Origin of the sequence: Mesorhizobium sp. LNJC405B00 (assembly GCF_000502615.1) — a bacterium.
GTDB lineage: Bacteria > Pseudomonadota > Alphaproteobacteria > Rhizobiales > Rhizobiaceae > Mesorhizobium.
In genome coordinates this window covers 148,289-161,083 of sequence record NZ_AYWC01000005.1, presented here as the reverse complement: position 1 = coordinate 161,083, position 12,795 = coordinate 148,289, and the positions used below count along the sequence as shown (strand labels likewise).

Below are 12,795 nucleotides of genomic sequence, written 5' to 3'. Positions count from 1 at the left end.
CAAGTCGGTCATTGTTAGGGTCTGTTTCTATGGGGAGGAGATGTCCATGCCGCTCGCGATGAACCGTGAGGTTTTCATTACCTGTGCCGTGACCGGGTCCGGCGGCTCGCAGGACCGCTCCCCGCATGTGCCACGCTCGCCCAAGCAGATCGCCGATTCGGCGATCGATGCGGCCAAGGCCGGTGCCGCCATCGTCCACTGCCATGTCCGCGACCCCGAGACCGGCAAGCCGCGCCGCGATGTCCATCTCTACCGCGAAGTGACGGACCGCATCCGCGCGGCAGAAGTCGATGTGATCCTGAACCTGACCGCCGGGATGGGCGGCGACATGGTGTTCGGCTCACCGGAAGCGCCGCTGCCGCTCAATGAAAAAGGCACCGATATGGGCGGCGCCACCAACCGCATGGAACATGTGCGCCAGTGCCTGCCGGAAATCTGCACGCTGGATTGCGGCACCATGAACTTCGCCGAGGCCGATTATGTCATGACCAACACGCCCGGCATGCTGCGCGCAATGGGCGGCATGATGACGGCGCTCGGCGTCAAGCCGGAGATCGAAGCCTTCGATACCGGCCACCTCTGGTTCGCCAAGCAGCTGGTCGAAGAAAAGGTCTTGAATCCCGACGCGCTGGTGCAGCTCTGCATGGGTGTGCCGTGGGGGGCGCCGGACGACCTCAACACCTTCATGGCCATGGTTAACAACGTGCCGTCGACCTGGAACTGGTCGGCCTTCGCCATCGGCCGCAACCAGATGGCCTATGCAGCCGCTGCAGTGCTCGCCGGCGGCAATGTCCGCGTCGGTCTCGAAGACAATCTCTGGCTCGACAAGGGCGTGCTGGCCACCAATGCGCAGCTGGTCGAGCGCGCCGCCAGCATCGTCACCAATCTCGGCGCCAGGATTTTGGGGCCGGAGGAAGTGCGCAGGAAGCTCAACCTCACCAAGCGGGCGCCGATCGCAGCGGCTGCTTAAGACGGGAGCGGATCATGGCTACCGTCAAATTCACCGCGATGAAGGATGGCGACAGGCAAGACTATGAGTTCCTGACCGCCCATGAGATCGACTATGCCGCCAGGACCGGCGAGCGGCTGCTCGACGCACTGGTGCAATTCGACGAAGGCCTGTCGGGCTACAAGATCACCAGGCTCGGCCATTCGCTGCAAGCGGCGACGCGGGCCTGGCGTGACGGCGCCGACACCGACTGGATCGCCTGCGCGCTGCTGCACGACATCGGCGACATCTACGCTCCCTACAATCACGACGAATACGCCGCTTCGATCCTGAAACCTTTCGTGCGCGAGCAATGCACCTGGGTGGTGGAAAAGCATGGCGACTTCCAGCGGCTCTATTACGCGCATCATCTCGGCGGCAACCGCCATGCTCGCGACCGCTTCGCCAGCCATGCCTATTTCGACGATTGCGACCAGTTTTGCGAACGCTGGGACCAGTCGAGCTTCGACCCGGACTTCGACACGCTGCCGATCGAATTCTTCCGGCCCTTCGTGCTCGAAGTCTTCGCCCGCAAGGCCTACGACCCCTCCGTGATCCGCTCCGGCGAGCGCGTGCCTCTCATCGACCCCGAAACCGCCAAGACAAGAACCGGAGCCTGACCATGAGCATCATCAACAAGGCAGCCTCCATTGGCGGCGGTGTCATTGGCGCCGGCTGGGTGGCGCGGCTGCTGCTCAACGGCATCGACGTGTCGATCTTCGATCCGGACCCGGAAGCGTCGCGCAAGGTCTCGGAAGTGATGAAGGGCGCGCGCCGCGCCTACAAGCAGATGGTTCCCGGCGGCCTGCCCAGGGAAGGCAGACTGACCTTTGCCAAGACCATCGCCGAGGCGGTGGCCGACGCCGATTTCATCCAGGAGAGCGTGCCGGAGCGGCTCGACCTCAAACACCGCGTACTGGCCGAGATCGATCTCTACGCGCCGGCCAACGCCATTGTCGGCTCGTCGACCTCGGGCATCAAGCCGACCGACATGCAGGTGGCGATGAAGAAGCATCCGGAGCGTCTGGTTGTCGGACATCCCTTCAACCCGGTCTATCTGCTGCCGCTGGTCGAGATCGTCGGCGGAGAACAGACCTTTCCAGAGGCGATCGAGGTCGCAAAGGAGATCTATGCATCGATAGGCATGAAGCCGGTGGTGATCCGCAAGGAGATCGAGGCCTTTGTCGGCGACCGCCTGCTCGAAGCGGCCTGGCGTGAGGCGCTGTGGCTGATCAAGGACGGCATCTGCACCGTCGAGGAACTCGACGACATCATGCGCTATGGCTTCGGCCTGCGCTGGGCGCAGATGGGCATGTTCCAGGTCTATCGCGTCGCCGGCGGCGAAGCCGGCATGCGCCACTTCATGGCGCAGTTCGGGCCGTGCCTGAAATGGCCGTGGACCAAGCTGATGGACGTGCCGGAGTTCAACGACGAGCTGGTCGATCTGATCGCCACCCAGTCGGACGACCAGGCGCACGGCCTGTCGATCCGCGAACTGGAAAAGATCCGCGACGACAATCTGGTCGCGATCATGGATGCTCTGTCGAAACAGAACAAAGGCAAGGGCTGGGGCGCCGGCGCCTTGCACAAGGACTATACCAAGCAGTTGGCCAAGCTGGCGGCGAAGAAGCCGGCCGCATCCAGGGCCGCAGAAAAGGCCAAGGCATCGAAGCCGGTGAAGAAGGCGGAAAAGCCGAAGAAAAAGAAGAAGGGCTGAGGACCATGGATTTCGGTCTTTCGGAGGAACAGAAGCTCATCGTCGAGACGACGCGCGCGTTCGTCGAGAATGAGCTTTACCCGCATGAACGCGAGGTCGAGCGCACCGGCGTGCTGCGCCGCGAGTTGATCGAGGAGATCAAGGTCAAGGCGATCGAAGCCGGGCTCTATGCGGCCAACATGCCGGCCGATGTCGGTGGCGCCGGCCTCGATACGGTGACTTGGCTGCTCTACGAGAAGGAACTCGGCCGCGCCAACTATGCGCTGCACTGGACCTGCGTCGCGCGCCCCTCCAACATCCTGCTCGCCGGCACGCCCGAGCAGCGCGAAAAGTACCTGTTCCCGTGCATCCGCGGCGAGAAGTGGGACTGCCTGGCGATGACCGAGCCCGGCGCCGGCTCCGACCTGCGAGGCATGAAGGCGACCGCGGTGCAGGACGGCCACGACTGGGTCCTTAACGGCACCAAGCATTTCATCTCCCATGCCGATCTTGCCGATTTCGCGATTTGTTTCATGGCTTCGGGCGAGGAAGAAACGCCGCGCGGCAAGCGCAAGAAGATCACCGCCTTCTTCGTCGACAAGGGCACCAAGGGGTTCACCGTGCGCGACGGCTACCGCAACGTCTCGCATCGCGGCTACACCAACGCCATCCTCGAATTCGACGATTGCCGCCTGCCGGCAAGCCAGGTGCTGGGTGAGGTCCACAAGGGCTTCGACGTCGCCAATTCCTGGCTCGGCGCCACGCGCCTGCAGGTCGGCGCCACCTGTCTCGGCCGCGCCGAGCGGGCGCTCGGTCATGCCATCGAATATTCCGCGCAGCGCCAGCAGTTCGGCCAGCAGATCGGCAAGTTCCAGGGCGTGTCGTTCAAACTCGCCGACATGGCGACCGAATTGAAGGCGGCGGACCTGATGGTGTTCGAAGCCGGCTGGAAGTACGATCAGGGCACCGTCACCGATCAGGACATGGCCATGGCGAAGCTGAAGGCTACCGAAATGCTCGCCTTCGTTGCCGACGAAGCCATCCAGATCCATGGTGGCATGGGGCTGATGGACGACCTGCCGTTGGAACGCATCTGGCGCGACGCCCGCGTCGAGCGCATCTGGGAAGGGACGTCGGAAATCCAGCGCCACATCATTTCGCGGGCGCTGCTGCGCCCGTTCGGGGCATAACCCATGCACAAGCTTGAGCGTCTGTTGCGCCCAAAATCCATCGCGGTGTTCGGCGGGGCCCAGGCCGCCGCCGTCGTCGCCCAATCGATCAAGATGGGCTTTGTCGGCGAAATCTGGCCGGTGCATCCGAACAAGGACGAGGTCGCCGGCCGCAAGGCCTATCGCTCGGTCGCCGAATTGCCCGGGGCGCCCGACGCCGCCTTTGTCGGCGTAAACCGGCATCTCACCATCGAGGTGATCAAGGCGCTGGCCAAGCGTGGCGCCGGCGGCGCCGTCTGTTTTGCCGCGGGCTTTCTTGAGACCGAGGCCTATGACGATGACGGCGAGCGGCTGCAGGCCGAACTGGTGGCTGCCGCGGGCCAGATGCCGATCATCGGGCCGAACTGCTACGGCCTGATCAACTATGCCGATGGCGCGCTGCTATGGCCCGACCAGCATGGCGGCATCAGGCTGCCCGAAGGCGCCAAGGGCGTCGCCATCATCACCCAGTCCTCCAACATCGCCATCAACATGACGATGCAGAAGCGCGGCCTGCCGATCGCCTTCCTGATGACCGCCGGCAACCAGGCGCAGACCGGCCTCTCCGAAATGGCGCTCGGCCTGATCGAGGACGAGCGCGTCACCTCGCTCGGCCTGCACATCGAAGCCTTCGATTCGGTAGCCGGCTTCGAGAAGCTGGCGGCGCGGGCGCGCGAACTGAAGAAGCCGATCATCGCCATGAAGGTCGGCCGGTCCGAACAGGCGCGGCAGGCGACGGTCTCGCACACGGCATCGCTGGCTGGCTCGGACGCTGCCTCGGGCGCTTTCCTGCGGCGGCTCGGTATTGCCCGCGTCGATTCCATCCCCGCCTTTATCGAGGCGCTGAAGCTTCTGCATGTCACAGGACCACTGCCCGGCTATCGACTGTCATCGATGAGCTGCTCGGGCGGCGAAGCCTCTGTCATGGCCGACAGCGCCGAAGGCCGCTGGCTCAATTTCCCGGAGCTCACCAGCAAGCACCGCGCCCATGTCAAATCGACGCTCGGGCCGCTGGTCGCGGTCGCCAACCCGTTGGACTATCACACCTTCATCTGGAACAACGAACCGGCGATGACCGCCACCTTCACCGCCATGGTGTCGGGCGGTTTCGACCTCAACATGCTGGTGCTCGATTTCCCGCGCCCCGACCGCTGCTCGGTCACCGACTGGTGGGCGACGCTGCGCGCCTTCGAATCGGCGCTGAAGACCAACAAGGCGCATGGCGCGATTGTCTCGTCGCTGCCGGAGAACCTGCCGGAGGAATACACCGCCGAGCTGATGGCGCGCGGCATGGTGCCGTTGTTCGGTATTTCCGAGGCCATGGATGCCGCAGGTGCGGCGGCCTTCATCGGCTGGGCCTGGGCCGAGCCGCAGGCGCAGCCGATCGACACATCGGCTGCCGGTGCTGCCGGCGGCGATCATGTCACCCCTGACGAGGCCGAAGCCAAGGCGCGGCTGATCAAGGCCGGCTTGCCGGTGCCGAAGGCAGAACGTGCCGCTAACGCTGTCGAGGCCGTCATCTCGTCCATGGCGCTCGGCTTCCCGGTGGCGCTGAAGGCGCTCGGCGTCACCCATAAGTCGGAGGTCGGCGCGGTGCGGCTCAATCTGAAAGACGCCGAATCGGTCAGCACGGCCGCGCATGATCTGCTGCCGCTCGGCACCGGCCTCTATGTCGAACGCATGGTGCGCGACGGCGTTGCCGAGTTGATCGTCGGCTTCACCCGCGATCCGATGTTCGGCGCGGTCATGACACTGGGCACCGGCGGCGTGTTGGTCGAACTGTTGCGCGACAGCGTTACGCTCATGCTGCCGGCGACGCGCGACGACATCGAGGCCGCCCTGCGTGGCCTTAAACTGTTTCCGCTGCTGGACGGCTATCGTGGCCGGCCCAAGGCCGATGTCGGGGCTGCCATCGACGCCATCGCGGGCATTGCCGGCTTCGTGCAGACGAATGCCGGAGAGATCGAGGAACTCGACATCAACCCGCTGATCGTCTGCGCCGAGGGCAAGGGCGCCTGGATCGCCGACGCGCTGCTGGTGCTGGGAGAGAAGAAGAATGTCTGACGTCATTTCCACCCGCCGCGAGGGCACCATTCTCGAGGTCACGCTCGACCGGCCCAAGGCCAACGCCATCGACCTCAAGACCTCGCGGCTGATGGGCGAGACCTTCAAGGCGTTCCGCGACGATCCCGGATTGCGCGTCGCCATCGTCAAGACCGCCGGCGACAAGTTCTTCTGCGCCGGCTGGGATTTGAAGGCAGCCGCCGGTGGCGACGCGGTCGACGGCGACTATGGCGTCGGCGGTTTTGCCGGCCTGCAGGAGCTGCGCGACATGAACAAGCCGATCATTGCCTGCGTCAACGGCATGGCGGTGGGCGGCGGCTTCGAGCTAGCGCTGTCCTGCGACCTCATTTTCGCCTCCGACCATTCCTCCTTCGCCCTGCCCGAAATCCGCGCCGGCACGCTGGCTGATGCCGCGACGATCAAGCTGCCCAAGCGCATTCCCTACCATGTCGCCATGGACCTTCTGCTCACCGGCCGCTGGATGGATGTGGCGGAAGCGTATCGCTGGGGGCTGGTCAACGAAGTGCTGCCCAAGGACAAGCTCGAGGAGCGCGTCTGGGAGATCGCCCGGCTGCTCGCCGGCGGTCCGCCACTGGTGTTTGCCGCGATCAAGGAGACGGCGCGGGTGGCCGAGGCGCTGACCTTCCAGGACGCGATGAACCGCGTGACGCGTCGGCAATTGGCGACGGTCGATGCGCTGTATGGCTCGGAGGACAATATGGAAGGGTTTCGTGCGTTCGCAGAAAAGCGCGACCCGGTGTGGAAGGGGAAGTAGCCTCTTTACCCTCCCCTCGATGGGGAGGGTCGGACCGAAGGTCCGGGGTGGGGTGATGCGCCACCACCCCCCCCCCCCCCCCCCCCNGGGGGGGGGGGGGGGGTTGATGCGCCACCACCCCCACCCGCCGCTTCGCGGCGACCTCCCCCATCAAGGGGGAGGTAAAGGAGCTGCATGACCGACTACAAAACCCTCATCGACGCCGAGACCTGGGCCTTCATCGAGAAGACCAACTCCTACTATCCTCCCGACACGATCGACTACACCATCGCCCAGCAGCGTGCGATCTATGACAGGATGTGCCGCGAGTTTTTTGCCGGCTATCCCGATGGCGTGACGGCGGAAACGACAATCATTGCCGCCCACGACATCCCGATCCGCATTTATCGCAGCACGACACCGGGCCATGCCGCGATGGTGCTTTACATCCATGGCGGCGGCTTCATCCTCGGTGGGCTGGACAGCCATGACGATGTCTGCGCCGAGCTGTGCGCCCGGACCGGCTTCGAAGTGGTCTCCATCGACTACCGGCTGGCGCCGGAGCATCTGCACCCGGCCGCCTTCGACGATGCGCTGCATGCCTTCGAATGGGCGGCCTCAAACTACGACTGCCCTATTTTGCTCTGCGGCGACAGCGCCGGCGGCAATCTCTGCGCGGCTCTCGCCCACGCGACGCGCAGCCATGCCAAAAAGTCGATCGGCCAGGTGCTGATCTATCCCGGCCTCGGCGGCGACCGTTCGCAAGGCTCCTATTTGACGCATGCGGAAGCGCCGATGCTGACGGTGCGCGATCTCGACTTCTACAGGGATGTCCGCACCGGCGGCCTCGATGGGACCGGCGACATCACTTTGTATCCACTGGCCGACGCAGATTTCATCGGCCTGCCACCGACAGTGCTGATCACCGCGCAATGCGACCCGCTGTCGTCGGACGGCGAGGCCTATCGCGATCGCGTCCTCGCTGCCGGCGGCCATGCCGCCTGGTTCGAGGAGCCGGGACTGGTGCACGGCTATCTCCGGGCCAGGCACACGGTCGGCCGGGCCCGCGCCAGCTTCAACCGTATCGTCGAAGCGGTGTCGGTGCTGGGCAAGGGCGACTGGATCTGGTGATCCGGCTCAACCGCGGACAAAGGCGATCAGTTCCTCAGCCATGCGATCGTTGAATTCCCGACGAAAGCGGTTTTTCTTCAGCCATTCAGGGTTTGAGCCGACGGTCTTGTTGGCATCCACGACAACGCCTTTGCCATCGACAATGAAATAGTCGATGGCGCCGAAGTCCAGGTTGAGCCGCTGCCGCACCGCCAGCACTTCCGGTGGCACGGCGCCGCCCACCTCATTGCTCAGGATTTTTGAGCCGGCGCACAACACATCGTCGTAGACCTGCCGCATGTTGACCTCGGCACCGAGCAGGAACATGTAGCGGTGCTTGACGATGGGCAGGTCGAGCGTATCGAAAGCGAACTTTTCCACCATCAGGCGATTGTTGCGCCATACATCCCGCGGAACCTCGCCGATCGTCTGGTAGACCTTATAGGGCGGGCACAGGCGGTCCTTGTAGCCGGGTTCGAAGAGCTTGCGGATGGCATGCGCGCTCCTGGTCAGGCCGTTGCGATGCTGCCACCAGCGCTGCTCTGGTCGGCCCCTGGAGTTGAGGACCGTCTTGACGACAACCGGCCCCTTGTGGCTGTCGCCGGCCTCCAGCTTCAGTGTCGAATAAAGGTGCCGGTGGATGGACAGCGCGCGGCCATTGATGGTGCGGTCGTAGAGGTGGCCGAGACCGCGGTACGGTGGCGGCACGATTGTCAGGTCGACATGCAGAAAGGCCACCGGCGCCCGATCTCGGCCGGCCGGCCGGTCGAGCAGGCGCACTTTCAATCCAGCCTGTTCCAGGTAAGGCAGTAACTGCGCGATGCAATAGCTCCGCACCAGTCGGAAATTGCGCAGGCTCTCTACATAGACATCGAGATCTGCGGCAGACACCGAACGCTATTCCTTGATATCGACGCCCGAGAAATCGTGGTGATCAAAGGGGTCCATGACATAGCCCGTCACCTGTTCGCGCATCGGGATCGAGACCACGGAGTGGGCGATAGCGACCCACGGCATCTGCTCCCTGAAGATCGTTTGCGCCTGCGAATAGAGTTTTGCGCGGGCAGCGGGATCGACGATCCCGGCTGCCTGCTTGAGCAGATCGTCGAAGGCCGGAAAACACCAGTTGGCACGATTGGTGGTGCCGACGCCGGCACAGCCAAGCGGCACCGACAGGAAGTTATCGGGGTCGCCATTGTCGCCGGTGAAGCCGAACAGCATGGCGCCGTCGCGGTCGCGTGACTTCGAGCGGGCAAGGTATTCAGTCCACTCATACGTCACGACTTCCACGGTGACACCGATCTTTGCCAGGTCGGACTGGATCATTTCGGCCATGCGCTGCGCATTCGGGTTGTACGGACGCTGCACCGGCATCGCCCAGATCTTCATGTGCAGGTCCTTGATGCCTGCATCGGCGAGCCCCTGCCTGCCGGCAGCGGGATCGAAGACATGATCGGGGCTCGTCTTGTCATAGGCCCAGGACGTCGGCGGCAGCGGATTGCGTGCGACTTCACCGGTGCCGCGGAACACGACGTCGACCAGCGCCTGGGTGTCGATGGCCATGGCGATCGCCTTCCTCACCTTTGGATCGTCGAAGGGCTTCTGCAAAGTGTTGAAGGCGAGGTATCCTGTATTGAGGCCCTCCTGCCGCATGACCTTGATGCCGGGTGTCGCCTTGATCGCCTCCAGGTCGGCCGGATTTGGATAGGGCATCAGGTCGCATTCGCCGGCGCGCAGCTTTTCCATGCGAATGCTGGCATCGGCGGTGATGGCGAAGACGAGATCGTCGATCTTCGGCTTGCCGCGCCAGTAGTCCGGATTGGCCTTGTAACGGATGACCGCATCCTGCTGGTAGTCGACAAGCTGGAACGGACCCGTCCCGACCGGCTTCAGCGCCAGGTCGAGCAGCCGCTTCTCGGCGACGAGCTTATCGGCATATTCCCTGGAAACGACCGAAGCGAAATCCATCGCCAGGTCGGCAAGCATCGGCGAATGCGGCGCCTTCAGCGTCATCACGACGGTATGGTCGTCAAGCTTGCGCCAGCCGGCGACAAGATCCGGCATGCCGATGCCGTCGAAGTAAATGTACTGGCGTTTGGCATAATTGTTGAACGGATTCTGAGCGTTGGCCTGACGGTCGAAGGTGAACAGCACGTCGTCGGCGTCGAAGTCGCGGCTCGGCGTAAAGCCCTCGACGCTGTGGAATTTCACACCGTGCCGCAGGTGGAATGTGTAGGTGAGGCCGTCGTCGGAAATCTCCCAGCTTTCGGCAAGGCCGGGGCGTACCTTCGTGGTGCCGGGCTCGAACTCGACCATGCGGTTGTAGAGAGCGGTGGCCGAGGCGTCGCGGGCGCCGGAGGCGAGTGCGGGATCAAACGTGTCCGGACTGACCTCGGTGCAGTAGATCAAGGTCTTGGCCACGGATTGATGGACCGGCAACGCACATGGAAAAAGCGCCGCCAGGAACAGAACGAAGTGCCTGCGTGTCATGATCCCCCCAGGGTTGGGAAGACGCTAGCAGAAGCCGGCACTGACGGTAAGTAAGCCGGCCGGTCTTTCGCGCGCCAAGACTGTTTTCCACCTTGAGTTGACACAAGGAATTAGCCGCGCCTCTGTGAAATGGCGGACAGACCCGGCCGCCGTTTTGCATGAACCTTTCCGCTTCAGCCTGCGACTGACGACCAGGCGCCGCATGGTGCGGGCCGGAAAGGATGCCCCCATGACCAGGACCCCAGAGGCTCCACGGTCTCCGGGACCAACGCAAGCTCAGCGCGACCACCGCCTTCGGGATGGAGTCGATGTGCTGGGCTTTCGGCTGATTCCGTTGACCCTGCGCAGGAGCAGGCGTATCGTGAAGATGAGGAAAGCAGACAATTCGATCAGGGACGAACGTGCCGGAACGCCGCGCCTTGCCCTGTTTCGCGCGGCCGGACCGGATGTTCCTCCCGAAAACTTCGGGGGGAGTTTTATGTCCTGCGATCGCGGCGCGTCCATGTCGTCTCCAAGCGGCGGTTTGCGCCGTTCGCTCCATCTGGCCGGCGGTTTGCTTGCCCTGGCGCTGAGCGCCGCGCTCTGGTTGGGCACAGCCGCCCAAGCGCAGGAAACCCAGATCATCTATCCCGGCTCGATGGCGGTCACCGGATTTTCCGGCACCGTCATTCCCAATTTCGACTCTGCCGATTCCGAAAGGGGGGGGCTGCCGCCCGGCGTCGACCCGGTCGACGAAACCTTCATCGACACGACGCGCGCCACCTTGCGCGTCTTCGACGTTTCGGCGCTCGGCGGACCGGCTTCCGGCCAGCTCGTCTACACGCCGCCGCCTTTCGAGGTGACGGCCGAACAGATCGGCCAGGTATTCGCCATCACCTATGATGACGGTGTGCGCGACGGCGTTCCCTCGGGCGTCCCCAATCTCTATGCCGGCGCTACCTCGCTGCACGGCATCCGTATCGTCACCCCGGACGAAGATGCCGACGGTCGGCCCGAGCGACAGCGCCGCGGAACCGCAGGCGCCGTCTTCATGGACGGCCAGTTCGGCACCGAAAGCGGTGGCGGTCCGGGCACGATCTGGAAGATCGACGGCATCACCGGCGCGGTCTCCAAATTCGCCGACATTGACACCAACAGCGGTTCCGGCATCGGCGACATCAGCTTCGACAGCAATCACCGCGAGTTCTTCGCCAGCGATCTCGGCACCGGCCTCATCCACCGCCTCGATGCCAACGGCACGCTGATCGACACATTCGATCACGGCGTTGCCGGGCGGCCGGCGCATGGGCTGGCTCCCGTCGCCGATGACGGTGCGGTGATGGACATACAGGGTGCTGCCTTCGACTCGGAAGACCCCGACACATGGGGCTACACGCAGGACGAACGCCGCGTCTGGTCCGTCGCCTATCATGGCGGCCGGCTCTATTATTCGGTCGGCGAAAAGGCCGAGATCTGGTCGGTTGGCATTGCCCGCGATGGCAGCTTTGCCGGTGATCCGCGCTGGGAGCTGACGGTCAAGGCCGACAAGGACTACGCCGTCACCGACATCGCCTTCGACAACCAGGGCTTCATGTATCTGGCGCAGCGCGGCCCGGTCGAGAATCGCTACGATTACAGCCAGTTCGCCGATTCCGGCAAGGGCGAGGTCATCCGCTACTGGCGCGAAAACCCGGACGATCCGGCGACGGAATCGGTCTGGGTGGAAGAGCCGCAGGAATATGCGGTCGGCTTCCCGCAAGGAAACCGGCAGTCTGCCGGTGGGCTCGACCTGCAATATGGCTATGACGCCGACGGCAATCTCGACACCGGCGTGTGCACCGACACGCTGGTCAACACCGGCGACAAGCTGCGCGACAACCCGACACTTGCCGACCAGCTCGCCGCCGGCGGGCCGCTTGCCGTGCACGGCGTGCAGATCACGCCGACGCCGTTGGTCAAGCCGGCCAACGTGCCGCCTTTCGGCTCGTGGTTCGTCGACTTCGACGGCTATTTCGAAGACCCGGAAGTGGAAGGCCACGTCGGCGACGTCGAGGTCTGGCACCCCTGCGAAGGCCGTGCCGGCTATTATGAAGAGATCCCCGGCGGTTATCTGCCGCCGTTCTATCCGCCGGACTTCCCACCGCCCGGCGATCTGCCTCCGTGCATCGATGTCGAGGATGTTCAGTTCTACTGCACGCCTCGCGGCCTCCAGGCCGACCTCTATCTCCATGACCATGCCGGCTTTGGCGGCGATTCGATCAAGGTCCAGCCTTCCAGTGAGACAAAGTCCAGGACACCAGGCGTCGGGGTGACATCACCCCAGTCGCATGCTCCCGGCAAGCCTTACACGGTCGACATCACCGGCCATTCTCCGGGCGACAGAGTCGATGTTGGACTTTGCTTCTACAGGCAGTCCGACAAGGACAAGGGTGGCTACTACCCTTGCTGCAAGATGACTTTGCCGCTCAGAACCCCAGCCGTCAGCTGCGAACGTTGAGGAGGGGAA

General features: G+C 64.0%; 10 protein-coding genes. 8 read left to right on the top strand and 2 right to left on the bottom strand.

Annotation, left to right across the window (positions count from 1 at the left end; genetic code table 11):
- Nucleotides 1–46 precede the first annotated feature (46 nt).
- The 7 genes from X756_RS153310 to X756_RS153340 all read left to right on the top strand — a co-directional run bounded on the left by X756_RS153310 (nucleotide 47) and on the right by X756_RS153340 (nucleotide 7,841).
- Nucleotides 47–970 (top strand): 3-keto-5-aminohexanoate cleavage protein, encoded by a 924-nt coding sequence (locus tag X756_RS153310; protein WP_023668863.1) that lies wholly within the window; start codon nucleotides 47–49, stop codon nucleotides 968–970.
- Between the two features lie 14 nt (nucleotides 971–984).
- On the top strand, nucleotides 985–1,608 hold the full coding sequence (locus X756_RS153315; protein WP_023729679.1) for an HD domain-containing protein: 624 nt from the start codon (nucleotides 985–987) through the stop codon (nucleotides 1,606–1,608).
- Between the two features lie 2 nt (nucleotides 1,609–1,610).
- Entirely contained in the window at nucleotides 1,611–2,705 is a 1,095-nt protein-coding gene (locus tag X756_RS153320) for a carnitine 3-dehydrogenase (RefSeq protein ID WP_023729678.1), read from the top strand.
- A 5-nt stretch (nucleotides 2,706–2,710) separates the two neighbouring features.
- A complete protein-coding gene (locus X756_RS153325) occupies nucleotides 2,711–3,874 on the top strand; it encodes an acyl-CoA dehydrogenase (RefSeq protein WP_023694246.1) in 1,164 nt (387 codons plus the stop codon).
- Between the two features lie 3 nt (nucleotides 3,875–3,877).
- Complete coding sequence (locus X756_RS153330) at nucleotides 3,878–5,956, top strand: acetate--CoA ligase family protein (RefSeq protein WP_023729677.1); 2,079 nt, start codon at nucleotides 3,878–3,880, stop codon at nucleotides 5,954–5,956.
- Nucleotides 5,949–6,731, top strand: a complete 783-nt coding sequence (locus X756_RS153335; protein ID WP_023729676.1) for a carnitinyl-CoA dehydratase — start codon at nucleotides 5,949–5,951, stop codon at nucleotides 6,729–6,731. The genes X756_RS153330 and X756_RS153335 overlap by 8 nt, the downstream gene beginning before the upstream one ends.
- Nucleotides 6,732–6,905: 174 nt before the next feature.
- A complete protein-coding gene (locus X756_RS153340; protein ID WP_023668857.1) occupies nucleotides 6,906–7,841 on the top strand; it encodes an alpha/beta hydrolase in 936 nt (311 codons plus the stop codon).
- 6 nt (nucleotides 7,842–7,847) lie between these two features.
- On the opposite strand, the gene X756_RS153345 is transcribed toward X756_RS153340, so the two are convergent.
- Nucleotides 7,848–8,711 (bottom strand): hypothetical protein, encoded by an 864-nt coding sequence (locus tag X756_RS153345; protein WP_031238360.1) that lies wholly within the window; start codon nucleotides 8,709–8,711, stop codon nucleotides 7,848–7,850.
- A 6-nt stretch (nucleotides 8,712–8,717) separates the two neighbouring features.
- Nucleotides 8,718–10,310: an ABC transporter substrate-binding protein gene (locus X756_RS153350; protein WP_023729674.1), complete on the bottom strand. Its 1,593-nt coding sequence runs from the start codon at nucleotides 10,308–10,310 to the stop codon at nucleotides 8,718–8,720.
- Between the two features lie 202 nt (nucleotides 10,311–10,512).
- On the opposite strand from X756_RS153350, the gene X756_RS153355 reads away from it, so the two are divergent.
- Nucleotides 10,513–12,786 carry a hypothetical protein gene (locus X756_RS153355; protein ID WP_031238358.1) on the top strand — a complete coding sequence of 758 codons (2,274 nt, stop codon included), beginning with the start codon at nucleotides 10,513–10,515 and terminating at the stop codon, nucleotides 12,784–12,786.
- Nucleotides 12,787–12,795 lie beyond the last annotated feature (9 nt).